Source organism: Orrella dioscoreae (genome assembly GCF_900089455.2).
In the GTDB taxonomy this organism is placed as follows: Bacteria; Pseudomonadota; Gammaproteobacteria; order Burkholderiales; family Burkholderiaceae_B; genus Orrella; species Orrella dioscoreae.
Genome location: NZ_LT907988.1, coordinates 848,193 through 875,191 on the forward strand (window position 1 = coordinate 848,193; position 26,999 = coordinate 875,191).

The 26,999-nt window shown below is 67.8% G+C and carries 16 protein-coding genes; 11 read left to right on the plus strand and 5 right to left on the minus strand.

What is annotated here, in order from left to right:
• The first annotated feature begins 57 nt into the window (after nt 1–57).
• The 3 genes from ODI_RS03920 to ODI_RS03930 all read left to right on the plus strand — a co-directional run bounded on the left by ODI_RS03920 (nt 58) and on the right by ODI_RS03930 (nt 5,904).
• The gene (locus tag ODI_RS03920; protein WP_067752325.1) at nt 58–3,087 is read left to right on the plus strand and encodes a type VI secretion system Vgr family protein; all 3,030 of its coding nucleotides are present in this window, start codon (nt 58–60) and stop codon (nt 3,085–3,087) included.
• Between the two features lie 28 nt (nt 3,088–3,115).
• Nucleotides 3,116–4,828, plus strand: coding sequence for an esterase/lipase family protein (locus ODI_RS03925; RefSeq protein WP_067752322.1), 1,713 nt, complete (start codon nt 3,116–3,118; stop codon nt 4,826–4,828).
• 134 nt (nt 4,829–4,962) lie between these two features.
• A complete protein-coding gene (locus tag ODI_RS03930; RefSeq protein WP_162292286.1) occupies nt 4,963–5,904 on the plus strand; it encodes a T6SS immunity protein Tli4 family protein in 942 nt (313 codons plus the stop codon).
• A 68-nt stretch (nt 5,905–5,972) separates the two neighbouring features.
• On the opposite strand, the gene ODI_RS03935 is transcribed toward ODI_RS03930, so the two are convergent.
• The 5 genes from ODI_RS03935 to tssJ all read right to left on the minus strand — a co-directional run bounded on the left by ODI_RS03935 (nt 5,973) and on the right by tssJ (nt 17,276).
• Nucleotides 5,973–6,467: a hypothetical protein gene (locus ODI_RS03935; protein ID WP_231968193.1), complete on the minus strand. Its 495-nt coding sequence runs from the start codon at nt 6,465–6,467 to the stop codon at nt 5,973–5,975.
• 104 nt (nt 6,468–6,571) lie between these two features.
• A complete protein-coding gene (gene tssI / locus ODI_RS03940) occupies nt 6,572–14,431 on the minus strand; it encodes a type VI secretion system Vgr family protein (RefSeq protein ID WP_162292287.1) in 7,860 nt (2,619 codons plus the stop codon).
• Nucleotides 14,432–14,447: 16 nt separating this feature from the next.
• On the minus strand, nt 14,448–15,221 hold the full coding sequence (gene icmH, locus ODI_RS03945) for a type IVB secretion system protein IcmH/DotU (protein WP_067752309.1): 774 nt from the start codon (nt 15,219–15,221) through the stop codon (nt 14,448–14,450).
• Between the two features lie 15 nt (nt 15,222–15,236).
• Nucleotides 15,237–16,583, minus strand: coding sequence for a type VI secretion system baseplate subunit TssK (gene tssK, locus ODI_RS03950; protein WP_067752306.1), 1,347 nt, complete (start codon nt 16,581–16,583; stop codon nt 15,237–15,239).
• Nucleotides 16,584–16,664: 81 nt separating this feature from the next.
• Nucleotides 16,665–17,276, minus strand: a complete 612-nt coding sequence (gene tssJ, locus ODI_RS03955) for a type VI secretion system lipoprotein TssJ (RefSeq protein ID WP_074046788.1) — start codon at nt 17,274–17,276, stop codon at nt 16,665–16,667.
• 152 nt (nt 17,277–17,428) lie between these two features.
• On the opposite strand from tssJ, the gene ODI_RS03960 reads away from it, so the two are divergent.
• From ODI_RS03960 to tssH, 8 genes are all read left to right on the plus strand, one after another.
• Nucleotides 17,429–18,064, plus strand: coding sequence for a tetratricopeptide repeat protein (locus ODI_RS03960; protein ID WP_067752304.1), 636 nt, complete (start codon nt 17,429–17,431; stop codon nt 18,062–18,064).
• Between the two features lie 104 nt (nt 18,065–18,168).
• Nucleotides 18,169–18,687, plus strand: a complete 519-nt coding sequence (gene tssB / locus ODI_RS03965) for a type VI secretion system contractile sheath small subunit (RefSeq protein WP_067752301.1) — start codon at nt 18,169–18,171, stop codon at nt 18,685–18,687.
• On the plus strand, nt 18,680–20,170 hold the full coding sequence (tssC, locus tag ODI_RS03970; protein WP_067752298.1) for a type VI secretion system contractile sheath large subunit: 1,491 nt from the start codon (nt 18,680–18,682) through the stop codon (nt 20,168–20,170). Before tssB ends, tssC begins: the two co-directional genes overlap by 8 nt.
• A gap of 41 nt (nt 20,171–20,211) precedes the next feature.
• A complete protein-coding gene (locus ODI_RS03975) occupies nt 20,212–20,715 on the plus strand; it encodes an Hcp family type VI secretion system effector (protein ID WP_067752295.1) in 504 nt (167 codons plus the stop codon).
• Nucleotides 20,716–20,792: 77 nt separating this feature from the next.
• On the plus strand, nt 20,793–21,278 hold the full coding sequence (gene tssE / locus ODI_RS03980; RefSeq protein WP_067752293.1) for a type VI secretion system baseplate subunit TssE: 486 nt from the start codon (nt 20,793–20,795) through the stop codon (nt 21,276–21,278).
• Between the two features lie 42 nt (nt 21,279–21,320).
• Nucleotides 21,321–23,159, plus strand: a complete 1,839-nt coding sequence (gene tssF / locus ODI_RS03985) for a type VI secretion system baseplate subunit TssF (RefSeq protein WP_067752290.1) — start codon at nt 21,321–21,323, stop codon at nt 23,157–23,159.
• Nucleotides 23,123–24,226 (plus strand): type VI secretion system baseplate subunit TssG, encoded by a 1,104-nt coding sequence (gene tssG / locus ODI_RS03990; protein ID WP_162292288.1) that lies wholly within the window; start codon nt 23,123–23,125, stop codon nt 24,224–24,226. Before tssF ends, tssG begins: the two co-directional genes overlap by 37 nt.
• A 49-nt stretch (nt 24,227–24,275) precedes the next feature.
• On the plus strand, nt 24,276–26,990 hold the full coding sequence (gene tssH, locus ODI_RS03995; protein ID WP_067752285.1) for a type VI secretion system ATPase TssH: 2,715 nt from the start codon (nt 24,276–24,278) through the stop codon (nt 26,988–26,990).
• The last annotated feature ends 9 nt before the right edge of the window (nt 26,991–26,999 follow it).

Genomic DNA, 26,999 nt, shown 5'->3' on the forward strand with positions numbered 1-26,999 from the left:
TTTCCTGAACCTCAGCCACTGACCCTGGCCAGCCCCTGAAACGTGGAACGCATGTCGATGGAATCCTCCAGCCTTTCCTCACTCTTTTCCGCGGGCGCGCGGCTTTATGCCCTGGAAGGTGAAGGCGCGCTTGGCGGTCTGCAGGTGGAAGCCTGGACCGCGCGCGAGGCGCTGTCGAGTCTGCCCGAACTGCGGGTGCTGGCCCTGTCCGATGATGCGAGCCTGGATCTCGACGACATGGTCTCGCGTCCGGTCACGCTGTGGACCACGAGTGCCGATGGCGAGCGCTCGAGCCGCAGCGGACTGGTGCGCGCGGCGGAGCGCGTGGCGGGAGATGGCGGCCTGGCGCGCTATCGCCTGACCGTGGTGCCGTGGCTGTGGCTGGCCGACCAGACGCGCGCCAGCCGCATCTTCGAAGGCCGTCCGGTGCTCGACATCCTGACGAGCATTCTCGATGCCTATGAAGGCTACAGCTGGAAGCTGTCGGGCGATGCCTCGGCCGCCGTGGCCGAACTGCCTGTCGCGCCCTACGTCACGCAATACCGCGAGACCGACTACGCCTTCCTTACCCGTGTGATGGCCGGCGCCGGCCTGGGCTGGACCGTGGTGGAAGACACGCAGGCGCCTTCGCGCCACGCCATCCTGGTCTTCGCCGACAGCCGGCAACTGCCCGAGGATGCCTCCTCGTCCTCGGTGGGCGTGCCTTTCCACCGCGCCAATGCGGCTGAGGCGCGCGATGGCGTGCAGGCATTCGCGCGCCAGCGCCGCCGCGTGACCGAGCGCGTCACGCTGCTGGGCTGGCAGGGCGGCGGCAAGCGCGCCGTGTCGGGCGATGCCTCGGGTGAGGTGCAGTCCGACAGCGGCGAGGCGGAAGGCCTGGAGTGGTACGACTTCACGGGCCACGGCTCGCTGGCCAGCGAGGACGAGGCGCGCCGCCAGGCCGGGCTGTTGTGGGAAGGCTTCCATGCCGAGGACGAGCAGTTCCTGGGCCGTGGCACCGTGCGCAGCTTCCGGTCGGGCACGCGTTTCACGCTCAAGGACATGGCGCCGCTTGGGCCCGCCGGCGAAAAGGATTTCGAGCCCGTCTTCGCGCTCGATGCGGTGGAGCACGTGGGCATCAACAACCTGCCCGAAGCGGCGCGTGCATCGCTGGATGCGCGGCTGGGCCCGCTGGACACCGCCTTGAGCTTCGACGCCGCCCCTGCGGCGCCGGTGCGCGGCGATGCCGTAAATGCCCAGGACGACGACGCCTTGTGGCGCGAGGTGCCGGCCGAGACGCCCGCCGAGGCGCTGCTCACGCAGGCGCGTGCCACGGGTTACGCCAATGGATTCCGGGCCTTGCGCTGCGACCGTGCGTGGCGCCCGCGCGTGTCGCAAGCGCGCGGCGCCTGGCCGCATGCCGCACCCACCGTGCATGGCGTGCAGACGGCCGTTGTCGTGGACGCCGAGGGCAGCGACCAGGCCGGCGGCAAGGACGAAGTGCTGCGCAACCGGCGCGGCGACGTGCGCATCCGTTTTCCCTGGCAGGGCACGGGCGGCAACCAGGCGCACAGCCGCTGGGCGCGCGTGGCGCAGCGCCAGGCCGGCGGCGGCATGGGCATGACCTTCGTGCCGCGCATCGGCCAGGAAGTGCTGGTGCGCTTTCTCGATCATGACGTGAACCAGCCCATCGTGGTGGGCGCGCTGTACAACGGCCGTGGCGAAGGCGGCGTGGCGCCGACCCCCGCGGGCGCGGCGGGCGAAGAAGGCGGCGGCGCCGAGTTGTATGCGGCCGCACGCGACCTCGCGCCCAGCGCGCAGGCCAACCTGGTGGGCGGCCACGCCCCGGCCTGGCACGGCGCCGGGGCGTCGGACGAGGCGCATCGCAATGCCGCCGCGCTGAGCGGCTTCAAGAGCAAGGAATTCGGCGGCGCGGGCTACAGCCAGGTGGTGCTGGACGACAGCGACGACCAGTTGCGCGTGCATGTCAGCACGACGCAGGCGGCCACCAGTCTGACGCTGGGCCACCTGATCCACCAGGCCGGCAATTACCGCGGCAGCCTGCGGGGCGTGGGCGCGGAACTGCGCACCGATGCCCACGGCGCGCTGCGTGGCGGCGCCGGGGTGTTGCTGACGACCTATGCTGCGCAGGCCGGCGCGCCCTCGGGCGAGGCGGCCGGCGCGCAGACGCTGGCCTCGCAGGCGCACCTGATGGCCAAGTCGCTGGACGACATGGCGGGCGCGCACCAGAGCGTGAGGCTGGCCTCGGCGCTGGGCACCGAGCAGGCGGGCGCGAGCCGCCGCGACCCGGAGTATCCGCCGCTGGCCGCGTTTCATCGTGCCGTTTCAGGCACCGTGGCAGGAGAGGGCTTGTCGCCTGCCCGTGGCGATGCCGCGTCGCGCCATACCCAGGCTGTCGAAGGCAAGGTGCCGCACACGAACGATGCTGTCGTGGTGATGGCGGCCCGGGCCGGGCTGGCGCAGGTCGCCGGCCAGCACATGCAATACGTGGCGGGTGATGCCGTGCACGCCTCGGCGGGCAAGGACGTGAACCATGCGGTGGCGGGCAGCCTGCGCATTCATGCGGGGCAGGCTGCGGGCGTCGTGGCTGGTGTGCAGAAAGGTGCGCAGGATGCAGGCCTGGATGTGATCTGCGCCACTGCCGACGTATCGGTGCAGGCACAGGCCGATGTGCTGACGGCGCAGGCTCAGCAGGACATCCTTCTGACCGCCCGCGCGGGCAAGGTGAAGGCAGCGTCGCCGACGCGTATTCGGATTGCCACTGCCGCCGGCGCAAGCATCCTGATCGAGGGCGGCAACATCACGGTGACGGCGCCCGGCCGCATCGACGTGAAGATGAGCGACAAGCGTTTCGAAGGCGCCACCCGCTTGTCCGAACAGATGAACACCTGGCCCGACGCCAGCTTCGACAAGGACGTGATCGTGCGCGGCCCGTCGGGCAAGGCCATGGCCAATCGTCCCTTCGAGATCGTGCGCGAGGACGGGGCACGGATACAGGGCGTGACCGATGCCGAGGGGCGTACTGGCGTGCAGCGTAGCGAACTGCTGGGCCGGTACCTGATCAAGATCCTGCCGAATAACGACTGAATCTCGGGCAGCAATGAGAAAGCACATCATGCAAGGTCTCGTCCATGAGACGAGACCGGATAAGGACGGCGTAGAGCACGCAGAGATTCCATTCGCCACGCCCGGCGGGACGGATGAGGTCTATGCGTTGCCAACGCAGGCGATTCCTATCATTTTCCTGCCCGGGATCATGGGCAGCCCCCTGATCACGACGGTGCGGGAGAATCGCCGCATGTTTCTGGGGCAGGGTCATTGGGCATGGCGCCCCGATTACAGCTACACCTGGATGCTCACGGGCTTCTGGCGGCTGGGAGCGGCCGACCGCCGTCAACTCTTGAATCCAAAAGCCGTCCGCCCGCTGGAGCCTGAAGACGCCGACATGGATTTGCTGGAGGACGAGGATATCGTCTTCGGTTTGAGCGCCCAGGAGGCTGCCCGCCGAGGCTGGGGGTCCACCATGGTGAGCTCCTATGCGCCGATCATGAGCTATCTGGAAAGTAACCTCAGGCGCATCATGCAGCGAGGAAAAATCTCCGACAGCACGGAATCGGTCCGGCCCGCGGCGCCTGCCGAATGGGGGACTTTGCATGGTTACGAGAGGTTGACGGATGAGGAGATCGAGCAGGCCGCAGAGTGGCGGTTTCCGGTCTATGCGGTGGGCTACAACTGGCTCGCCAGCAATAAAGAGGGCGCGGAGTATGTGAAGCGCAGGGTGGATGCGATACGGCAGGATTGTCGTGTCCGCCTGGGACTGCAGTGCGACAAGGTGATATTCGTCACCCATTCCATGGGGGGATTCATCGCGCGCAGCTATGCCCAAAGCTACCCGGACGACGTGCAGGGCATCGTGCATGGCGTCCAGCCCGCTGTCGGAGCGCCTGCGGCCTACGCGCGCGTGCGTACCGGTTGGGAAGCGCCGGGTTTCCGGATAACCCAGTTCGGGGCCTCAAGCGAAGCGCTGGTGTCTTCCTGGATTCTTGGTGCGAATGGAACGGAAGTCTCCGCCATCTTTGCCAACGCACCAGGGCCCTTGGAGTTGCTGCCCAATCGGCAGTACGGGCCCGATTGGATCGTCGTGGAGAGCGGAGAGGGGAGGGCCAAGAGGACGCTTTTCAGCGTGCCCGCGCAGGATCCGTATGTGGAGATATACGGACGTCACGATGTGTGGTGGCGGCTGATGAACCCGAGGGCGATCAACCCTTCGGATCCCACTCAGCAAGGCGTAACGGCTGCATGGGGCGACTATCTTGAGCAACTGACGACGGCGAGGGCGTTCCACGAAGAGCTGGGTGCCTACTATCATCCCATGACCTATGCCCACTGCGGCTCCGACGTTCATCAGAAAGCGTGGCGCAGGGTGACGTGGAGCTTGCAGCCTCTTCGAGAGGTCAGCACCGGCGTGTTGAACAGAACGCCGCAAGCCGAGGGTGTCCGCAACGCCCGGCTTATGCTGGACGGGATGAAGGGGCATTGTGAAATTTTTGACTCATCGACCGCTGGCGACGTGATGGTCAACCGTAACGGGCAGGGAGTGATTCGTCGTTCCACCGGGAGTTCGTATCGGGCTTGGCTAGGGCCACCCGATGGACCCGGCGACGCCACCGTACCCGCACATTCAGGGGTGGCGCCTCGCCAGCACGCGTCCTTCTTCGCACAAATGCAAGGCTTTGATCACCAAGGCAGCTACAAGGACCCACAGGTGCAGCAAGTGACGTTGTACTCCGTCCTAAAAATTGCCGCCAAGGCCCAGTCGTTGCAATGATGCGGTCCAGAAGACTTATCTTTGGCGTCGGGATTCTTGCTGCCGCGGGGGTTGCTTGGCTGTGGGGCGGCAGCAAGGGAGTGTTTTCAGACCAGGAATCCCACTCATTCCAAATCGAGCAAACTATGCGAAGCATGCAGAATCATTGCCTGGGACGATTTGTCGTCCCCTTGCCCCAAGGGAGTAGCGTGGCGGTGGCGACATCGGTCGTGGAATCCCCGTTCGCCTATCGCGGCAAAATGTCCCGTGAGGCGTTCCAGCGACTGCTGGAAGAACGCTGGCGAACCTTGCAGGGCAAAACGCACGACTCGAACAACCGCCCCTATGCCTCGCCTTCCACCCGTACGGATCTGACGGAAGACGCGGTCATTTTCAGTTCGGAGCATATCCGCCTGGATTTCGGGGGGCCGGGCTTCGAAGGTGAGGAGATGGGCCAGACGGAAGGCTACCTCTGGCGTGACGGGCACATGTTCCATTTCACGCCCCGCCGCAATTCGGCCAGGCACATCGCCTCGGCCATGAGCGCCTTGCAGGTACGCGAATTCGATGCCATGCCCACCCAGAAGGGGCTTTGCGCCGCGGGCAGCTTCTTCGCGGATCCCAGGGCGGGAGATCCGGGCGAGGCGGTGCGCTTCGCCATCGATATCCCGGCCGCGCCGCCGATGCTGTTGAATGTCGAGACAGTCACTTTGCTTTCCCCTGAGCAGCAGGCCGGGCTCAAGCCTCGCAAGCCAGACTTCCTGTTCGGCCACGGCGACGATTTCCAAGGCAAGCCTCTGCGTGACAGCAAGCGCGAGGTCGCAGATTTGCCCGGCACGGAACATATATCCGCGATCACCGCGAAAGAGGGCCGCGGCTATCAGACCACCGTTAGCGCGCAATGGTACTTCCCGGGCGAGGTTGGAGGGGGGGCTGCCCGGCCCCATGTGACGATGACGCTCGAGGTGGCGTACACGTCTCAAGAAGCGCCTGCCAAGTGGGCGGATTTTCCCGATGCCGACGAATCGGGCCGGTCGCCGCAAGCCAAGTTCATGGGGCTGTGGGAGGCTCTTCTGGAAGGCACGCGCCTGCGTTGATCCCTCTTTGTACGGCAAGCCCCGCCATGGAGGCTTGCCGGTGTGGCCCAAGCCGCCGGCGTGCCGCGTCAGGGCGTGGGCGCCGCGACCTCCACCTTCACGACTTCCGACTTCATGCCACCTGCCAGGATGTGCACCTCGTAGACCGCGGGCTCGCGCGGAATGCCCGCGTTGCGCACCAGGTCGGTGGTGAACTGTTGGCCGACGCGCGTGCCTTCAGGGATGGGCTGGGGCTTGGGGCGGGAGCTGGGAATGATGTCCGCGTGGGCGCCATAGCGTTCGCCCGGCGCCGGGTGCACATAGGCGACGCCCGAGTATTCCTTGCCCGTGGCGACGTCGCGCGCATGAACCGTGGGTGGGTCCATGCCCATCGACACCGGCACCAGGCCACGCATGCATACCGGCACGACCAGCGTTCCGTCGGAACGGGGCGTCACGCGTGTCGGGGCCGCAATATTCACCTGCGCATCGTAGCCATGGCGCGGCGGCAGGCAGGCGTGTTCGTCGTTGGTGCCGACGGGGGCGTCGGCGAAGCTGGCGGGGGTGATCCAGTCTGTGCGCATGGGGCTGTGTGTCGTGGAGGTCGTTGGGCTGGCCGGCGCCGCGGCTGGCGCGGCGCAGCCGGCCAGGAGGACGATCAGGAGAGGGGCGAGCAGGCGCGATGGGGTCATAGCTTGAAGCGGAGCCATCCCTTGGAGAGGTCGACCTTGCGCACGCCCTTGGAGCAGTCGGGGCAGAACTTGATGCTGGTCGTGTCGCCGCCATACATCACGCAGTCACCCGTGTGCTGGACGTAATCCGACTCCGCCATCTTAGGCTGACCGTAATGGCAGTGGTTGCCCGCTTCGCTGTAGAAGTTCGGAATGCGGTCCAGCTTCGACTCGTCGAAGTCTTCCCAGGCATTGGGGTCGCTGGCCCAGTTGGGGCCGCTGGGGGTCATGCCGATGGCGTGGCCCAGTTCGTGCACCAGCGTTTCCAACTGGTAGCCCGTGTCGGTGCGATCCCAGGGATCGTACGTGGCCACCGCGATCAGGTTGCCGCCCGAGTACGCCACGCCCGCCGCGGCGCCGGTCATCACGTAGACCTTGACAGCCAGCGAGCCCTTCACCACCGTGGGCGTGAAGTCGTTCATGCGTGCCAGAATCGTGGCGCAGGCGTTGGGCATCTTCGGATCGTTGGGCCAGGGCCGCAGGCGTTCGACGGGGAACTTGACCGTCCGTGACTTGCCCTTCTCATCGACGTAGGAAAACTCCGCGTCGATGAACCAGGGGTCGTTATCGATGCCATGCCACAGGAAATAGCCGGTGCCGGTGCCATCGACGAGGGGAATGACCGCACCACCCTGTCCCGGCCCGGCGATAGCGTCGACCACGATGGGTTGCGTGAAGCCGTCCTTGGAAGCCAGGCTCTGCACGTGGCACACCGCGATGGTATAGGGCTCGTGGGCAGGGCCTTCCGAGCCTTGGTACGGACGCGTGGCATTGCCCATCAGCAACTGCCTGCCGGATTCGTAGTCGATGTTGATGTTGCCCGTCGTGGGGCCGGTTGCCCGGGGCAACTGCACCACGTCGATGCCCAGCCGCTTGAATTCGGCCAGCGCCGGGCTGACGTCGTTGGCGGGGTCGCCGGGCCGTTGGCCCGGCAGGACCAGTTCCTGGATGTAGAAGCGGCGTGCGGTCTCCACCGTTTCGGTCATGACCAACTGGTTGCGCGCGTCACGAACTTCAAAGGTATAGGTGTTCAGGCCGGCTGCAGGCAACGAGATATCGTCGACGATATAGGTGCCGTCCGCCTTGGTCGTGTAGGTCCGCACCGAGGTGCCGACATCCTTGTAGGAGGCACGACGGCCCTGTTCGGCGGCACTGTATTGGATGTTGTCCTTGCCCGGCACCACCTTGATGGTGAACGTGTGCGCGCCGGGTTTGTTGAACTTCACGTGGATGCGCGGCTTGCTGGTCTGGCGGTCCAGGCTGTCCAGCGCGCGGCCATCGTTCCAGCGGTCTTCGCGGGCCTTCAGGTTCACGTATTGCAGGTGCGAGCCTGACTTGCCGGAGTAGCTCGACGGCGACGTGGACGGTGCGCGGTTGCTGCTTGCCGCGCCATCCGTGGCCGAGGGCCAGCCGGGGCTGCCGGAGGTGTCGGCGCCGGGGAAGGGGGGCTTGGGAATGACGTCGCCATCGCCGGGGCGCGTGGCGCCGCCGCCGGAAGCGTCACCGCCGAGTATGGAGGACAGCGCCTTGCCAGCCAACGGGAGCAGCACCGCGCCTGCGGCGGCCCAGGCCAGCACCTTGTCGTGCTTGCCTCCGGAGATCGCGCCGGTGACCGCGCCTGCCACGGCGCCGCCGATGGCCTGGTCCAGCGTACCGCCGCCTGTGATGCCACCGCCGCCCACAGCGCCGCTTGTGCTTGTCTCGGCCGGCGCTTGCGCGGACATCATCGGCAGTCCGACCTTGCCCAATGCCTGGTTGGCGAAGCCGCCGATTCCTTGTGCCGCGGATGAGGCTGCCTGGCCGACAGAGGTGGAAATGGTCTGTGCCAGGCCAGGGCTGCTCATGGCCGATCCGGCCACGGCAGCCAGGCCGCCACCACCCAGGATGGCGGCGGCACTCATGCCTCCGCCGGATGCGGCAGTTCCGGAGATGGCGCTAGCCGAAGCCGGCGTGGCGACACCCGCGACAGTGCCGGCCGTCGCGGGGGTAGCCCCGCTCATCGCCGTTGCCGGGGTGCTGCCAGCAGCGATGCCTGCGTTGCCGTTGGCTGCCGTAGCACCCGAGGAGACGCCGGGATTGGCGCCGGCAGGGGCGTTGGCCGACGCAGAGGGAGCAGCAGTGCCGGCCGGATTGGCGGCGCCTGCGCCACCCGCTGCATTGCCGGTGGTGTTCGTGGCGCCAGAGGCGCCGGTTTGTGCAGAGGCGGCGCCTTGCGGTGCGGCGCCAGCCTGCTGGGAAGGTTGACCCGATGCCGATGTCGGGTTGCCGGGCGCCGAACCGGCTTGACCGCCCGTTACGCCGCCTTGTGCGTTCGCCGGATTTCCCGCGGGCGTGGTCGTTCCTGCTGTGGTGCCTGTACCGGTCTGGCTGGCGCCTGTGTTGGCGTAGGGCTGGCCTGCCGCCGGCTGACCACCGGCTGCGGCGCTGCCGCCCTGTGCAGCGGGATTGCCGGAATAGGCCGCACCGGCATGGGTGCTGCCCGTCGTGGCGCCGGCTTGGGTGCTTCCGGAAGCCGGGAGACTTGCACCCGACTGGAGCGGACCTTGGCCCGTGCTTGCCTGTGCACCACTGGCGTTCGCGCCGGGGATGCCGTTAGGCGCGCCGTGAGTGCCTGCGATGCCGCCGGGATTGGCGAAGCCGGTGCCGGGTGTTCCCGGCACGGTTGCGCCAACGGAGGTTCCGGCGCCTGCGCCGATGCCGGGCAGGTTCGCGCCGCCGCTGGCAACCGGATTGGCGCCACCGATGCCGCCCAAGCCCTGGCCTGCGCCGCCCATGCCTGCCTGGCTGGCACTTGCCTGCGCGCTACCCAGCGCACCCAGGCCGCCCGCGTCAGCCACCGTGCCCGCGCCCATGGCGCTCGAGGGCAGGCCGCTTGCATCGATCGATCCCGTGGCGGTGTTGCCGAGTGCGCCGCCGCCCAGGCCTGGCATGCCGTTGTTCGTTGCGCCGATGCCGGTGGCAACCTGGCCGGGGAAGGCGCCTGCCTGCGTACCGGCCTGGCCGATGCCGGCAGTCACGCCACCCAGGCCCGCAGAGGCGGAGCCGGTTGCCGTCATTCCCACACTGCCGATGCCTGCACCGCCGATGCCGGCGGTGTGCGTGCCGGTCATGGGCGCGCCGCTGATACCGGTGATGGACGTCGCCGTGCCGGGCACGGCGCCTGTCATCACGGATTGCGGGACGCTGGTGAAGCGGGCGGCCAGCGCGGCAGCGGCGTCTGCCGCCTGCGCCAAGGTGGTGGCGCCCGGTAGTGCGCCCAGGCTGGCAGCGGTGCTGGCCAGGCTGGAGAGATTCGAGGCGAGTCCGCTCGCGCCGGAGAGACCTCCAGCCAGCGACGCACCTGCGCCAGCACCGGCTGCCAGTGCCGACACGCCCACCAGGCCGGATGTTCCGGCCGTGCCGGAGAGGCCGGATGTGATTGCCGTGGGAGTGCTGGGAGCCGCCGTGCCCTGCAGGGGCGAGTGTGCGGTCAGCGAGGCTTGTGCAGACAAGGCCGAGGCCGAGGAGGTTGTGCTGTGGCTGGACAGGCTTTGAACGCTGCCGGTGTCCAGCGGTACGCCGTGCATGTTGGGGGCCGAGAGGGCACGTGAGTCGGCGAGGCCCGCGCGGGGCATGCCGGTGCCGAGGTTGCCGCCATGCAGGGCGGCAGTGGCAGCACCCGCCTGGGGCAGGTTGCCTGCACCGCCGGCCAACCCGGCCGTGTGTGCGTTGCCGGTAGTGACCAGGCCCCCCCCGCTTGCTGTCAGTGCCGACGGCGAAACGCCAGGCATGCCGGTCTCTCGTGCGTCAAGCGTCGTGCTGTGCAGGCCTTGCGACGATATCGCCGCGCCGCTGTGCGGGCTGGCGATACCGCCCCCCGCCCCGATGCCCGAGACACCTTCCTGGTTGGCGAAGCCTGCGGCGGGCGTACCTGCCTGCCCCGGCATGGCACCCAGTTGGCCGCCATTGCCTGTGGCCATGTTGCCAGCGAGCAAGCCCGTTCCTTGCGAGACGCCCGGCGCGTTGGCGGGGGCCATGGGGCCGGTGCCTTGCCATCCCGCCGCGACGTGCGTGCCGCCTGCGGGTGTGCCTGCCGCGCCCGAAGCGGGCAAGGAGGACGTGTTCGAGAATGGGCCTGCTGCCGATCCTGCCGAGGCTGGCGCGGAACCGGCGTGTGCGAGACCGCCCGCGCCCGGCTGACCAACGCTCATGTTCGAGCTGCCCGTTGCTGCACCCAGGCCTGCCTGTGTGCCCATGCCCGTGTTTGCGCCTGCGTTGCCAGGGTTGCCTGCCAGTGCGCTGCCCGGCATACCTGCATGCGAGCCGCCCAGGGGCGCCGTCATGCCTGCGCCTGCCGCCCCGACCACTGCGCCCGAAGCGCTCGAAGCACCAAAGGCCGAGCCACCCGCGCCAGTAATGCCGCCAGCGCCCAGCGCGCCCGACAGCCCTTGCCCGACACCTTGCGTGACGCCCTGGGCGATGCCCGCCGTGGCGGCGCCCGCACCGGGCATAACGCCTGACATCGCACCGCCGATCCCCTGGACCGCGCTGCCGGCACCCTGCGCCAGCGTGCCGGTGACGCCACTGATGGCCTGACCGGCTGCGCCCATGGTCTGCTGCATCGCGCCCGCAGCAGCACCTGCCATGCCGCCGGCGCCCTGCAAGGCGCCGCCGACGGCCGAGGTCAGGCCTGCGGCGCCAGGAATGGCATTGCCCACCGAAGCCATCATCCCGGATGCGCCAGGCAGCGCACTGCCCAGCGAAGAAGCCAGGCCGCTTGCCCCCTGGACGGCGCCGCCGAGGGAGGACAACCCGCCCGCGCCACCAAGCGCACCCACCGACGAGGCCAGCCCGTTGGCGGATTGCATGACACCGGACGCCGACGACACCAGGCCGCTGGCAGTGCCGTAGGCGTTCTGCAGCGTCTGGCCCATGCCGCCAGGCAGCGCGCCCAGTGCGCGCGATGCAAGTCCGCTTGCCCCCGCGCTGGCCATCTCGCCGACGGAAGCGACAGAACCCAGCAAGCCGCCTGCGCCTTGCGCGGCGGCTGCCAGGGAGCCAGGCAGGCCGTTGATGCCGGCGAGCGTGCCGCCGCCGGCCAAGGCCTGGGCAGCCAGGCCGCCCAGGTCACCCAGGCCACCGGCCAGGCCCGCGCCGGCGCCCGTGCCACCCAGGCCGGTCGCACTGGCGATGGCCGCGATCGGTGTGTTGGCGGCCTTGTGCATGATGCTGGCCGATACGATCATCGGGTCATCGATGGCGGTTTGCGGCAGGCCGGGCAGGCTTGCCGCGTCGCTGGCGGGACCGATGAAGCTGTGCGAGGCGGCCTTCACGGACAGGATGCCCGGGCCGGTGAAGCGGATGTCCGCGCCGTCCAGCGTGACGCTCGCGCCGTCGGCCTGCAGCGTGATGCGCTGTTGGGCGAGGATCTCGATGCCCTCGCTCGTGGACGTGATGGTGATGTCCTCGCCGGCGTCGCCGAGGAGTTTGTCGGTATGCGCGTGCAGGGACACCGGGCCACCGCCCGCGATGACCTGCACGCCCACGTTATGGCTGTAGAGCGTGGCGGACTGGCCGCTGGCGTAGGCGACGGTGCGCGCGCCCGAAATCAGCGAGTCTTCCTGCGAGGTGAGGTGAAGGTTCTCGCCTGCGTGCAGCACCGCCGTGGCCGGCGTGGCGAAATTCATGGTCTCGGGGCTGTCCAGCACCATGCGCGCGCCGTCGATGCGCTCGACCGGCGCGTCGCCTTCGCGCGCATCGTCGCCGGGCTTGCGTGCCGGCTGCCCAGAGACGGAGTCGGGATAGCGGCCCTTGGCTTCGGGATCCAGCGATTCGATCAGCGTGTCGTGGCTGGCGTTGGCGGCAAGGCCGCGTGCCTGGCGTTGCGCCGCGCTGTCGTGCAGGCGGACGGCGCTTTCCTGCGCACCACGCAGCAGGACGAGGGTTTCCTTCATGTCGGCCGCGGTGGACTCACCCAGCGCGCGCGCGGTCGTCGAGACCAGCATGCCCTGGCCCGCGCGCAGCACCGTCCAGGCATCCGAGCGCAATTCGAAGCCCGTGCCGCGCCAGGCGCCGCGCTGGGTGTCTTCCGGGCGTTGCGTCACCATGAAGCCCAGGTTGAGTTGCGACACGCCGGCGGAACTGGCCATGCGCACGCGCAATTGTTCTGCCGTGTCGTCCAGCAGCCACTGGTTGTAGCCGCCGTCGCCCAGGCTCTTGCTGTGCCAGCCGCTCAGCGTGCCGGGATGATCGGTCTCGGTGTCCACGCCCGCAGACCAAGGGGGCAGGTCGGCATCGTTGTAGAGCTGGGCGGTGACCACGGGCTGGTCGATATCGCTGTCCAGGAATTCCACCAGCACTTCGGTGCCGTGGCGGGGCAGGTGATTGCCGCCCCAGTTGGGGCCGGCTTGCCAGGTGGCCACGCGCAGCCAGGTGCCCGACGTGTCGTCGCCGGGTGCGTTGCCCTGCCCGTCGCCGTGGCTGCGGTGCGCCAGGCCGCCCTCTACCGGTTTCTCGCCGCGCTGCCACGGGAACTGCACCTTGATGCGCAGGTCGCGTCCGGTGGAAATGGGGGCCTCGCTGGCCGCCATCACCAGCGCCACCATGCTTTCCGGCGCTTGCGGGCGCGGACGCCAGGGGGCGGCGATGGCCGCGGCGGCGGGCTGGGCCGAGAAACTGTTGCGATAGCTGCCGGCCTCGACACCGTCGATCGCCAGTTGCTGCGCGATCTGCTTGCCCAGATTGTTGGCGGCCTCGTGCGTGATGGACAGCAGCACGTAATGGTTGTCGCCCACGTCACGCAGTTCGCCGTCCTTGCCACCTGCGTTGCCGCCCTCATAGCGCGCATGCTGCGACAGGGTGAAGCGATGGCCGGGGGCCAGGGCCCGCGCCGTGCCTTCGCCCTCGTAGCGCACCACGCGCGCCTGGTGGGCCCGCAAGCCACGCTGCGCGTCGCGCTCGGCGACGGCGGTGTCGGCATAACGCAGATAGCCGGTGTCTTCGTAGTCCTCCAGTTCAGGCAGCTCGCCGATGTCGGCCTGCGCCTGCGCGGCGGGTGCCGCCAACGCGCGGTCGTTCCAGCTGGCGCGCGTCACCTTGTTGGCGGTGACGCGGCGCGCCACGCCGAAACGACCGATGGCGTCCTCGGTCTCGGTGGCATCGCTGCGATGAAAACGCACGGCGGCGCCGGGCGCCTGGGGCAGCTCGGTTTCCGCGTCGAAGATCACCAGCGTGTGCCGCGCCGCGCGCCCGTCGCCGTCGCCGTCGGCCTGGTCATGGTCGAAACGGAAGCTCAGGCCTTCTTCCGCCAGCACGCGCTGCACGAACGCCAGGTCGGTCTCGCGGTATTGCGTGCGGATGGGGCGGGTGGGCAGGTCGCCCGTGTGGGCGAAGCTGTGGGCGGACAGCGGATAGTCGGAGAACAGTTCGGCCAGCACGTCGGCGGCGGTCTTGTCCTGATAGACGAAGCTGTCGCGCCGCCACGCCAGCGCGCCCAGCCACGGGCCGGCAACGATGCGGTAGCGTGCCACGCCCCCGTCGCTGCCCAGGGCCTCCACCGATTCCACCACGGCATGCCAGCGGCGCCAGCCACCATCGGCCAGGCGTTGCGACAGCGTGATTTCCTTGCCCAGCAGGCTGGCGACGTCGAGCTGCGCGGACGAGGCCAGGCAGTCGATGCGCAGCGAGAACAGGGTGTCCACGCCCTCGTGCAGCGTGTACCTGGCGACGGTGAGCGCGGCGTCCAGCGGCGTGCGCAGCGTGACGAGCCGCTCGTGTTGGGCGAAGGTGGCGGTATCCAGCGAGGAGTAGCCGGACGCTGCGGTGGGGCTGGCGTTCATGGACATCCGTGTGGCGTCAGGGAAGGGAAATGTTCAGGTGTGCGGCGCGGGGGCCCAGCTTGATGATCTGCTCGTAGGGCGCCATGGCGGTCTGCATGTCGCCCTTGAGCGTGTGGGTCAGGCCCAGGTAGGCCAGCATGGCCAGCAGGGAGAAGAGCGCCGCGATGGTCCACAGCGGCACGTCGCGCTTGAGCGCATGCGAGACCTTGTCGGGCAGCGGCCAGTGCGGCGCGAAGCCGGTGCGCTTGCCGCGCAGCAGGCCGATTTCGTCGCCCAGGCGCGCGGTCAGGTAGCCCAGTTTCTCCTGGCCTTCCAGCAGGTACTTGCCCTGGAAGCCCAGCAGCAGGCACATGTAATACACCTCCAGCGAGTCCAGGCGCGCCGCGCCCTGCGCGCGCAGGTCTTCCAGCCGGTTGAAGAAGTTCTCGCCCGCCAGTTGCTCGCCGAACAGGGTCAGCTGCAGCGGTTGCAGCATCCAGGCGTCGCGGATGGGGAAGCCCGACATCAGCACGGTTTCGTCGACCGCCGCGCAGAAGGCGTACTTGGTGGCGTAGATGTCCTCGTTGGACGCATTGAGCTTCTTGGCGTTGCGCTCGAAGTCCGCCAGGAACTGCTGTACGCGCGCCGAGAAGGCGGCCGCGTCGCCAGGCGCCTGGCCGCGCTTGAGCAGGAAGATCATCAGGAACCCGTCATAGAGCAGGTCCAGCAGGGAGTTGGCGGGACGCGAGGCGGCATACGCCTCGGCGCGCGAGACGGCGGCATCGTTCAGCAAGGAGGGCGCGTCGGTCATGGCGAGGTCCTGTCGTCAGCGGGTGACGGCGATGAGGTCGAGCTTGAGTTCCGGGATGCCCGAGGGCGCGTAGATGGCGATGCTGCGCGATTGCAGCATCCTTTCGTAGAGCGAGCCGCGGTTCTGCAGCACGAAGTAGCTGGCGCCGGGCTTGACCGGGACGGCCGGCGGCACCTGCGGCGCATAGCTCACGGGCAGCCCGGGCATGGCCGAGAGCACCAGCTTCTCGACGTCGTCGGGCGCGCCGACCTTGAAGCGCAGCGGCACCATTTCGGTGAGCTCGCTGGCCGGCAGCGAGGACTGCACCGACAGGTACAGCGTCGTGGCCTCGTCCAGCTTGTCGGAGTCGAGGCGGCCCTGGTGGAAGGACGGCCGCACTTCTTCCAGCAGGATCGAGAAGTAGCGCGTGGAGATGACGGTGTCGAGCAGTTCGCGCAGGATGCCGTCCAACTGCTCGAAGGCCGGGCCGGGCGCGTCGTGGCGATAGACCGGCAGGTCGGCCAGCGTGCGCTCCTTGGAAAACGTCATCAGCGCGCCGGCCAGCCGCAGCAGTTCCTGGAACAGGCGCTCGGGGTGCAGGTGCGGGTGATGGAAGAGATGCGACAGCGCCGCATAGGCCTCGTTGGCGGTGTGCAGCAGCCAGAACGACGCCACGTCGCCCGAGCGGAACTCGATGATGTTCTTGCTGGGCTCGCGATGAAAGCCGTACAGCGCGCTGACCTTGGCCTGCAGCACGTCCAGCAGGCGGCGCAATTGCACGTGCAGGGCGGGGGAGGCCAGCACCGACATGCTGGGCGCGATGAAGCTGGTGTCGATTTCATAGCCGGCGCTGGCCGTCTTGCGCACGCGCAGCACGGGCAGCGACAGCAATGCCTGGCGCGGTTCGTGGCTGGCCAGGAGCCGCACGTTCTTGCGCAGGAAGGTCAGCTCGGCGGCGGCGGCGCTGGTGTAGAGGTCCGGCGCCGGCCCATTCACCTGCACATAACGCGCGTCGAAGGCGTCGACGGCGTCGGGCCGGCGGTAGTTGCCGCCGATTTCCTTCAGCGGATGCAGCGCGATGTGGAAGACGGCTTCGGTGGCGCCATCCAGGATGTTCAGCGACACGGGCGGGGGCAGGGCGTCGCCAGCGGGTGCGTGATAGGCGTCGCCATCGGGGAACACCAGCGACAGTTCGGTCAGGCGCAGCATGCCATTGGCCAATGCGTCTTCATCGACGCGCAGCGATTGCAGGCCCCAGGCATAGGGATGCAGCGCGCGGCTCATTTCCGCCAGACGCGACTCGTGGTAGGCGTCCTGGCGCTGGAAGTGTTGCGGGCGCAGGAAGAGGCCTTCGCCCCAGAGGACTTTGGGAGAGTGACTCACGGTGTCGGGATATCTTCGGTTCGTTATCGGGAAGTGTGTGGGTCTATCTATATAGAGAGGGCTGTCTGCCGCCGCGCCGCGCTAGCCCGCCGGGCAGCGCACGGATGCGAGCCGCGAGGGGTCGAAGGCAGGCATGCCGGGCAGCGGCACGGGCTTGCCTTGCGTGACGGTCAGCGCGCAGGCGTGCGCCGCGATCATCAGGCCGGTGCTCCTGGCTTCGTCCGCGCGGAAGACGAACTTCCAGCGTTGCGGGGCCGGAGAAAAGAAAAGCCCCGCCACCGCGATGTAGGGGGCGGTGGGCGGGACCTTCTCGATGGATTCGATGCGCTGTCCCGGCATGAGCGGGACTTCACGCGAGGCGATCAGGCTGTCGCCAAGCGCGGCCTTTTCCTGGGCGGGGTCGATCAATTGGTTGACCGGGGCCCGCATAAATGTTTCATTATTCTTCAGGTAGTATATTTTTGTAATCATCGACAGGGGCTGGCCGTTACTAACATTTAAATTTTCGCCAGCAACAAGTGTCAATTTCACCTCGACAGGCGCATTCTTGTCCTTTTTCAGGCCTGTCATTTCCAGGGCCGAATTGGCGAGTTCAGCCACGGCACCGACGCCTGCGCAGCCAGTAAACACGGGGATCACGACCAAAAGAAGGCCGGCGCGCAGGAGGCGCGCTGGAAGATTTCGTTTCAGCATGGCCCTTTATACCGGAACCTCTTGCAAGTGTGCGCAATGCACGCCGTAAGGGCCACTAAATCCGCTGTAATGTTATGAAATATGCAGTAGTCAATGATTTACAAGTAATTGATGAAATACGCCGCCTCGCCTCTCAGGACTTACTGCTCACCATGCCGCCCTCTCATCGCAGTCTTCGCCATGCTTTCATCGCCGGTGTGCTGATCGTGCTGGCGGGTTGCGCCACCAGTCCCACGCCGCAGTCCGACGAACAATTCCGCCAGTCGCTGGCCCAGGCCGAGACGACGCTGGCGCAGAAGGGCGCCGAGCCCGCCCTCGAACAACTCGAGACCATCGCGACCCGCAATCCCGAGAAGGGCGAACCGTGGTCCTATATGGCCAAGATCCTTTTTGACGAGCAGCGTTATGGCGAGGCCATCGTGTCCGCCGACGAGGCGCTGCGCCGCGACCCCCAGGATTACGTCGCGAAGAGCGTGCGCGCCGTGGGCGGCCTGCGCGTGGCGATGCAATCGCTGGCCGACCTGCGCGCCGATGCGCTGCTGGCCGGCAATGCCCGTCCCGACGCCGTGGCGCTTGCCAGTGCCATGCGCGAAACGCTGGGCGAGGATATTCTGTTCCCGGATGGCCGCAAGCGCCCGCCCCGTGGCAACACCAATACGCGCCCGCGCCAGCCCACGGAAGCGCCCGCCGCACGTCCGCAAGCGAACGAGCCCGCGCCTGCACCGGCTGCCCCGCCCGCTGCCGCCCCTGGCCGCGCGCCCGATCCTTTCGGCAACCTGCTGCGTTGATTCCCCGTGCGCGCCGGGAGCCGGCGCGCAGTTTTCCCTAGCCGTCTTTATCCCGCGGCGCGCGGTGTCTTATTCCGATGCGCCCGACTCCTGGAGTTCTAGCCATGGCCAAGAAAGAAAGCGTCCAGAAGAAGCTGCAGAAAGTGCGCCCGCCGCGCGTGCAGCTGACCTATGACGTCGAGAAGGGTGACGCGATCGAGCAGAAGGAACTGCCTTTCGTGGTCGGCGTCGTCGGTGATTTCAGCGCGCAATCGGAAGCCGAGCTGCCGCGCCTGAAGGACCGCAAGTTCGTGAACGTGGACGTCGACAACTTCGACGACGTCATGAACGGCCTGGCGCCGCGCGCCGCCTACCAGGTGCGCAATCGCCTGAGCGACGAGAAGGGCACCTTCGCCGTGGACCTGACCTTCCGCTCGATCGACGATTTCCGTCCCGAGGCCGTGGTGCAGCAGATCGAGCCGCTCAAGGAGCTGCTGGAGATCCGCACCAAGCTGGCCGACCTGCGCAACAAGCTGGCTGGCAACGACAAGCTGGAAGACCTGTTGGGCGACGTGCTGCAAAGCACCGAGAAGCTCAAGCAGCTGAGCACCGAAACGGACAAGAAGGGAGATCGCCATGAGTAACACTGCTGCCCAGGCGAATGCCGCGCCCGCCGCCCAGGCCGAGGCGGGCCTGCTGGACCAGATCGTCGAGCAGAGCCGCGTCGCCAAGTCCGATGCCGAGCACGATCGTGCCCGCGACATCATCGGCGAGCTGGTCCGGGAAGTGATGAAAGGCACCGTGGTGGTGTCCGACAACCTGTCGGCCATGCTCGATGCGCGCGTCGCCGAGCTGGACACCCTGATCTCCGCCCAGCTGAGCGAAGTGATGCACGGCCCCAAGTTCCAGCAGCTGGAGTCGACCTGGCGGGGCCTGCATTACCTCTGCCAGGAGAGCAACACGGGCCCGATGCTGAAGATCAAGCTGCTGAACGCCACCAAGCGTGACCTGGTGCGCGATTTCCAGACGGCCATCGACTTCGACCAGAGCCTGATGTTCAAGAAGGTCTACGAAGAGGAATTCGGCACCTTCGGCGGCGCGCCTTTCGGCGCCCTGCTGGGCAACTTCGAAGTGACGCGCCAGCCCGAGGACATGTACTTCATCGAGCAGATGTCGCACGTCGCGGCCGCCGCGCACGCGCCCTTCATCGCCTCGGCCTCGCCCGAGCTGCTGGGCCTGGAAAGCTTTGCCGACCTGGGCCGCCCGCGTGACCTGGCCAAGGTCTTCGACACGGTGGAATACACCAAGTGGCGCAGCTTCCGCGATTCGGAAGACTCGCGCTATGTCGGCCTGACCATGCCGCGCTTCCTGGGCCGTCTGCCTTACGACCCCAAGGAAGGCACCTCGGTGGAAGGCTTCAACTTCGTGGAAGAGGTCGACGGCACCGATCACGCCAAGTACCTGTGGTGCAACGCCGCCTGGGCCTTCGGCGCGCGCCTGACCTCCGCCTTCGCCGATTTTGGCTGGTGCGCCGCCATCCGCGGCGTGGAAGGTGGGGGCCTGGTCGAGAACCTGCCCACGCACACCTTCAAGACCGATGACGGCGAAGTCGCGCTCAAGTGCCCGACCGAGATCGCCATCACCGACCGCCGGGAAAAGGAACTCAGCGACCTCGGCCTGATCCCGCTGGTCCATTGCAAGAATTCGGACTATGCCGCCTTCTTCGGTGCGCAATCGGTCCAGAAGGCGAAGAAGTACAACACCGACAGCGCCAACGCGAACGCGGTGTTGTCGGCCCAGCTCCAGTACATCTTCTCCGTGTCGCGGGTTGCGCATTATCTGAAGGCGATGATGCGCGACAAGATCGGCAGCTTCGCCTCGGCCCAGTCCGTGGAAGGCTTCCTGAATCGTTGGGTGTCGCAATACGTGCTGCTCGATGACAACGCCTCGCAGGAGCAGAAAGCGCAGTTCCCCTTGCGGGAGGCTTCGGTGCAAGTTGCCGAAGTGCCGGGTCGCCCCGGCGTCTTCCGTGCCGTGGCCTTCCTGCGGCCGCACTTCCAGCTCGACGAGCTCTCGATCTCGCTGCGCCTGGTTGCCGAATTGCCGGCCCAGGCCCAGAAGTCGTGACGTTGCGTCAACCCAACCCTACCCACTGAAGAGGTCATTTCATGAAGGACATCTACATCAAATTCGGCAACCCCGCTCTGAAGGGGGAGTCTCAGGACAAGGATCACCCGGACTGGATCGAAGTCGGCTCCTGGCGCCATGAGATCATCCAGCCGCGTTCGGCCACTGCCTCGACCTCGGGCGGCCACACCGCCGAGCGCACCGAGCATGGCGAGATGGTCTTCACGAAGGACCTGGACGTCGTCAGCCCGCTGCTGTACCAGCACGCCTCGGGCGGCACCACCTTCGACGAAGTGACCGTCGACTTCCTGCGCGCCGACGGCGAAGGCAATCGCGTCAAGTACCTGGAAATCAAGCTCAAGCACGTCATCATCTCGCGCGTCGCGCCCGAGGTGGTCAGCGAAGGCCTGCCCAACGAAAGCTTCTCGCTGAAGTACGCTGCAGTGCAGTGGAAGTACACGCAGCAGAAGATCGGCGGCAACCAGGGCGGCAACGCGCAAGGCGCCTGGAGCCTGACGAAGAACGACAAGACCTACTCGGTCTAATTCGTCCCTTCCCAGCAAGCGGGCCGCGACCCGGCAAGGTTCGCGGCCCGTTGCCATATTGAGGGTACAGGGGCGTCATGAAGGGATTCGAACCCAGCCTGTTCGACAAGCTGTTCGCGGCGCCATCCCAGGCGCCGCACGCGTTGCGCCGTCTCTCGGTCGAGGAGATCAAGGAGACGGTCGCCCGCGACATCGAGGCCTTGCTGAACACGCGCATGGTCTTCACCGAGGAAACGCTGTCGCGCTTTCCGGAGTGCCAGCGCTCGATCCTGACATATGGGCTGTCCGATTTCTCAGGCCTGAGCCTGGCCAGTTTCTACGACCGTGAGTTCATCTGCCGCGCGCTGGAGCAGGCGATTGCCCGCCATGAGCCGCGCCTGACGCAGGTGCGCGTGCTGCTGCAGGTGGACAGCCGCGCGACGTCGGTCCTGTATTTCGCCATCACGGCCATCCTGGACGTGGGGCCCGCGCACGAACCCGTGGCGTTCGATGCGACCCTGCAACCGTCCACCCTGCAGTATTCCGTCACCAAGGGCCGCGGCAAGACCGGCCCGGGACTCTGAGGAACGCGCGGGCGCCGCGCGCGAAGCGAGAAGAGAGCAAAGATGGAAGACCTACTGCCCTATTACGAACGCGAGCTGGGTTTCCTGCGCAGCACCTCGCGCGAGTTTGCCGATCGCTACCCCAAGATCGCGGGCAGGCTCGGGCTGTCCGGCGAGGTCTGCGAGGATCCGCACGTCGAACGGATGATCGAATCCTTCGCGTTGCTGGGCGCGCGCATCAACAAGAAGCTGGACGACGACTACCCGGAATTCACCGAAGCGCTGTTCGAGGTGATGTATCCGCACTACCTGCGGCCTTTCCCGGCGTGTTCGATCGCGTATTTCGACGTGGGCGGCGTGGCCGGCCAGCTGACCGCGCCCGTGCGCATGCCGCGCGGCACGGAATTCAAGTCGCAGCCCGTCAAGGGCGTGGCGTGCCGCTTCCGTAGCGCCTACGACGTCACCATCGCGCCGTTGCAGGTGGCGCATGCCGAGTTCGTGCCGGCGGCCAGCGCGCCGGGCAGCGTGGTGCTGGCGCCCGATGTGACGGGCCGGCTGTCGCTGACCCTGGAGTGCCTGGGCGAGACGGCCAACCTGGCCAACCTGGGCGTGGACACGCTGCGGATCTATCTGCACGGCGAGCCGTCCTTCGTGGCTGCCCTGCGCGACTGCCTGTTCCTACGCACGAGCGCGGTCTATGCCGAAACGCGCCTGGGCTGGTGGGAACGCTTGCCGGGCCAACTGCTGCACGAAGTGGGCATGGGCGCCGACGAATCGCTCATCGATTTCCCCGCCAGCTCGCATCCGGCCTATCGCCTGCTGGCGGAATATTTTTCCTTCCCCGAGAAATTCAATTTCGTCGACCTGGACCTGCGCGTGCTGCGCGCCACGGTGGGCGCCGCGCGCCGCGTGACGGTGCACCTGCCCGTCAGCAAGCTGCGCGCCGATTCGAACACGGCGCGCCTGCTTGAGACCTTGAGCGCGGACAACCTGCGCCTGGGTTGCACGCCCGTGGTGAACCTGTTCCCGCAGCGCGCGGAACCCATCCGGGTGACGCACGCCGGCGCGAACTATCCGGTCGTGGCCGATGCGCGCCGCGCCTACGGCTATGAAATCTATTCCATCGACCGCGTGCGCCAGGTGCGCCAGAACGCGCAGGGCGACGCGGTGATCGAGTTCCGGCCGTTCTATTCGCTGCGCCACGGCCAGACGCCGGAGACGGGCGGGCATTACTGGACCGCGCGCCGCAACGAGCTGACCGCGCAGCGCAGCCCCGGTTATGAAACCGAGCTGACCATCGTGGACATCGATTTCAATCCGGCCGTGCCGCAGGTGGAGACGATGAGCCTGGAGCTCACCTGCACCAACCGCGACCTGCCGGCCCAGCTCAGCGTGGGCCAGTCCGGCGGCGATCTGTTCCTGGAAGGCGGCTCGATTGCCCGCGCCATCCGCCTGCTGCGCCGGCCCACGCACGCGCACCGCTTCGAGCAGGGCCGCGCGGCGCACTGGCGGCTGATCTCGCATCTGTCGCTGAATCACCTGTCGCTGGTGCACAGCGGCCTGGCGGCGCTGAAGGAAACCCTGCGGCTCTATGACCTGTCGCGGTCGGCGACCTCGGCGCGCCAGATCGAGGGCATCACGGGCATGGACTACCGGCCCACCACGCACTGGATGCCGGGCGAGCCTTTCGCGACCTTCGTGCGCGGCATCGAGATCAAGCTGGCCGTGAACGAAGACAACTTCGTCGGCACGAGCCTGCATACGTTCGTGAGCGTCATCAACCGTTATTTCGGCCTTTACGTGCAAGCCAACAGCTTCGTGCAGCTGGTGGTGGTGTCGCGCCGCAATGCCGAGGAAATCCTGAGGTGCCAGCCATGCAACGGCGACGCGATCCTGGTGTGATCGAAGCGCTGCTGGCGGAGCCGCAGCGTTTCGGGTTCTTCCAGGCGGTGCGCCTGATGGAGCTGCATTTTGCCCGGCAGGGCGGCCAGCCCGGGCGCGATGCCGTGGCGGCCCAGATGCGCTTCCTGAATTCCCCCTCGCTGGCCTTCCCGCCCAGCGAGCTGGCCGGCGCGCTGGCGTATGACGACCAGGGTGAACTGCTGGCTGATCCGGACGTGCGCCGCGAGGCCATCCAGGCGGGCAAGCTGGGGCAGGTGGCGCTGACACCGGCCTTCTTCGGCCTGCTGGGCGCGCAGGGCGCGCTGCCGCTGCATTATTCCGAGGCGCTGGCGCAGGGCGAGGCGCGCACGCGCGAGCGCGGCGCGCGCGCCTTCTTCGACATCTTCTCGAATCGCGCCGCGGCGCTGTTCTATCGTGCCTGGAAGAAGTACCGCCTGGCGCTGCGCCACGAGACCGATCGCGATCACCATTACCTGCCGCTGCTGCTGTCCCTGGCCGGCCTGGGGCACTCCGCGTTGCGCCGCCGCATGATGGACGGCCCGGGCCAGGTGCACGACGAGGCCATCGCGCACTATGCCGCGGCGGTGCGCCAGCGGCCGGTATCGGCCGAGTACCTGCAGCGCGTGCTGTCCGACTACTTCGGCGAGGACCTGCGCGTGGAGCAGTTCGTGGGGCGGTGGTACGACGTGCCGCCGGCGCATCGCACGGTGCTGGGCGCGCCGGGCGCCGTGCTGGGCGTGTCGGCTTTCGCTGGCGACCGCATCTGGCAGCGCGACCTGTGCCTGCGCCTGCGCATCGGTCCCCTGAAGAAGGAGGCCTTCGCGGGCTTCCTGCCTGGCGGCAGCCAGGCCCAGGCGCTGGAGAAGCTGTTGCTGCTCCTGGGCGGCCCGACCTTCGAGTACGAGATCAAGCTGGTGCTGGCCAAGGAGGAAGTGGGCAACAGCCAGCTGTCCGACGAGGACGATGGCCAGTCCGGCACCCGCCTGGGCTGGAACTCCTTCCTGTGCACCGAGGTCGCCGACCAGGACCGCGACGACGCCGGCTACGGCCTGAACACGATCCATTGACATCCGGCTGAACCGAATTCGCCATCACCGAACCCCGACGCAACCTTCCATGACGACTCCGCTCAAGACACTGATAGGCAAGCTCAACCCCACCTGCCGCCAGGCGGCCGAACGCGCCGCCAGCATCTGCATGGGCCGTGGCCATTACGAAGTCGACCTGGAGCACGTCTTCCTGGCCCTGCTGGAGCAGCCGGACAGCGATTTCGTGGTGATGGCAGGGCGCTGCGACATCAATGTGGCCGCGCTGCAGGGCGACCTGGAACACGAGCTGGGCAATGTCCGCACGGGCAACACGCGCACGCCGGTGTTCTCGCCGCACCTGCAGACGCTGTTCGAGCACGCCTGGCTCATCGCCTCGCTGGACAGCCACGACACCCGCATCCGTTCGGGCCACCTGCTGCTGGCGCTCCTGACCGCGCCGGACCTGGCGCAACTGGCCTTGCGGGGTTCGTCGCGGTTCGCGTCGTTCCGCCTGGACGACCTGAAGCATCGCTATGACGAGCTGGCAAGGGGCTCCAGGGAGGCCGAGCGTGCGCAGGCCACCAGCGAGGCGCCCGAGTCCGATGCGCCCGACACGCGCGGCAAGCCCTCTGCCACGCCGGCGCTGGACCAGTACACCACCGACCTGACGCAGCGCGCGCGCGATGGCCAGATCGACCCGGTGATCGGCCGCGAGACCGAGATCCGCCAGATGATCGACATCCTGCTGCGCCGCCGGCAGAACAATCCCATCCTGACCGGCGAGGCAGGCGTGGGCAAGACCGCCGTGGTGGAAGGCCTGGCGCTGCGCATCGCCGAGGGCGACGTACCGCCGGTGCTGCAGAACGTGTCGCTGCGCACGCTGGACCTGGGCCTGCTGCAGGCGGGCGCCAGCGTGAAGGGCGAGTTCGAGAACCGCCTGAAGAACGTGATCGACGAGGTGAAGAAGAGCGCCACGCCCATCATCCTGTTCATCGACGAGGCGCACACCATGATCGGCGCGGGCGGCCAGGCGGGCCAGAACGATGCCGCCAACCTGCTCAAGCCCGCGCTGGCGCGTGGCGAGCTGCGCACCATCGCCGCCACGACCTGGAGCGAATACAAGAAGTACTTCGAGAAGGACGCCGCGCTGGCCCGCCGCTTCCAGGTGGTGAAGGTGGAGGAGCCCACGGAACCGCTGGCCGCGAGCATGCTGCGCGCGATGGCGCCGCTGATGGAGCGCCATTTCGGCATCCGCGTGCTGGACGAGGCCGTGGTGGCGGCCGTGCGCCTGTCGCACCGCTACATCAGCGCCCGCCAACTGCCCGACAAGGCCGTGAGCGTGCTGGATACGGCTTGCGCCCGCGTGGCGCTGGGCCGCTCGGCCACGCCCGCGCGCATCGACGACGCCCGTCATCGCCTGACGCGGCTGCAGGCCGAGCTGGACGCGCTGGGCCGCGAGCGCCGCGCCAGCGGCGCCGCGCCTGCCCGCCTGAAGGAGGTGGAGGACGAGATCGGCGCCGCGCGCGAGGCCCTGGCGCAGGCCGAGGCCCGCCACGCGCAGGAAAGCGAACTGGTGACGCGCATCCATGAACTGCGCGCCAAGCTGGAAGGCGAGAATGCGCCCGCACAGGCTGCGGATGCCGGCGCGGAGCCGGCCGCCGCGCCTGCGCCCAAGCGCCGTGGCGCCAAGGCCACCGCCGCGCCCGCCTCGCCCGAACAGCAGCAACTGGCCGCCTTGCAGGCCGAGCTGCGCGCGCTGCAGGGCGAGGATCCGCTGGTGCCCGCCTGCGTCGATGCGCAGACGATCGCCGAGGTGGTGTCGGGCTGGACCGGCATTCCGCTGGGCCGCATGGTCAACGACGAGATCCGCACCGTGCTGGCGCTGCAGGGCATGCTGGGCGAGCGCGTGATCGGGCAGGACCACGCCCTGGAGGCGCTGGCGCAACGCGTGCGCACGGCGCGCGCGGGCCTGGAGGATCCGAACAAGCCCAAGGGCGTGTTCCTTTTCGTGGGGCCGTCGGGCGTGGGCAAGACCGAAACCGCGCTGGCGCTGGCCGACATCCTGTATGGCGGCGAGCGCAAGCTGGTCACCATCAACATGAGCGAATACCAGGAGGCGCACAGCGTCTCCGGGCTGAAAGGCTCGCCGCCCGGCTACGTGGGCTATGGCGAGGGCGGCGTGCTGACCGAGGCCGTGCGGCGCCAGCCCTACAGCGTGGTGCTGCTGGATGAAATCGAGAAGGCCCACCCGGACGTGCTGGAGATGTTCTTCCAGGTCTTCGACAAGGGCGTCATGGATGACGCCGAAGGCCGCGAGATCGATTTCCGCAACACGCTGATCATCCTGACCTCGAACGTGGGCTCGTCCGCGATCATGCAGGCCTGCCTGAACCAGCCCGCGGAATCGCGGCCTTCGCCGGATGACCTGCACGCCTTGTTGACGCCGCAGCTGTACAAGGCCTTCAAGCCCGCCTTCCTGGGCCGCATGAAGACGATCCCGTTCTTCCCGGTGGACGACGACGCGCTGGTGCGCATCATCACGCTGAAGCTCTCGCGCATCGCCGAACGGGTGCAGGCCAATCACCGCGCGGTGTTCGAGTGGGACGAGGCGCTGGTCGAGGCCGTGCTGGCGCGCTGCACCGAAGTCGACACGGGCGCGCGCAACGTGGACCACATCCTGAACGGCACGCTGCTGCCCGAGGTGTCCGGCGAAGTGCTGGGCCGCATGGCGCAGGGCGAGGCCGTCACGAAGATCAAGGTGAGCGCGGCCAAGAACGGCGAGTTCCGCTACCGCGTGAGCTGAGGGAGCACC

What these genes read in the sequence shown, in the direction of transcription:
- ODI_RS03920 (WP_067752325.1), top strand. Translation starts at nt 58, where the DNA reads ATGGAATCCTCCAGCCTTTCCTCACTCTTTTCCGCGGGCGCGCGGCTT.
- tssC (WP_067752298.1), top strand. Translation starts at nt 18,680, where the DNA reads ATGAGTAACACTGCTGCCCAGGCGAATGCCGCGCCCGCCGCCCAGGCC.
- ODI_RS03960 (WP_067752304.1), top strand. Translation starts at nt 17,429, where the DNA reads ATGCCGCCCTCTCATCGCAGTCTTCGCCATGCTTTCATCGCCGGTGTG.
- icmH (WP_067752309.1), bottom strand. Translation starts at nt 15,221, where the DNA reads ATGACCGACGCGCCCTCCTTGCTGAACGATGCCGCCGTCTCGCGCGCC.
- tssE (WP_067752293.1), top strand. Translation starts at nt 20,793, where the DNA reads ATGAAGGGATTCGAACCCAGCCTGTTCGACAAGCTGTTCGCGGCGCCA.
- tssF (WP_067752290.1), top strand. Translation starts at nt 21,321, where the DNA reads ATGGAAGACCTACTGCCCTATTACGAACGCGAGCTGGGTTTCCTGCGC.
- tssB (WP_067752301.1), top strand. Translation starts at nt 18,169, where the DNA reads ATGGCCAAGAAAGAAAGCGTCCAGAAGAAGCTGCAGAAAGTGCGCCCG.
- ODI_RS03975 (WP_067752295.1), top strand. Translation starts at nt 20,212, where the DNA reads ATGAAGGACATCTACATCAAATTCGGCAACCCCGCTCTGAAGGGGGAG.
- tssJ (WP_074046788.1), bottom strand. Translation starts at nt 17,276, where the DNA reads ATGCTGAAACGAAATCTTCCAGCGCGCCTCCTGCGCGCCGGCCTTCTT.
- ODI_RS03925 (WP_067752322.1), top strand. Translation starts at nt 3,116, where the DNA reads ATGCAAGGTCTCGTCCATGAGACGAGACCGGATAAGGACGGCGTAGAG.
- tssI (WP_162292287.1), bottom strand. Translation starts at nt 14,431, where the DNA reads ATGAACGCCAGCCCCACCGCAGCGTCCGGCTACTCCTCGCTGGATACC.
- tssH (WP_067752285.1), top strand. Translation starts at nt 24,276, where the DNA reads ATGACGACTCCGCTCAAGACACTGATAGGCAAGCTCAACCCCACCTGC.
- ODI_RS03930 (WP_162292286.1), top strand. Translation starts at nt 4,963, where the DNA reads ATGCAGAATCATTGCCTGGGACGATTTGTCGTCCCCTTGCCCCAAGGG.
- ODI_RS03935 (WP_231968193.1), bottom strand. Translation starts at nt 6,467, where the DNA reads ATGCGCACAGACTGGATCACCCCCGCCAGCTTCGCCGACGCCCCCGTC.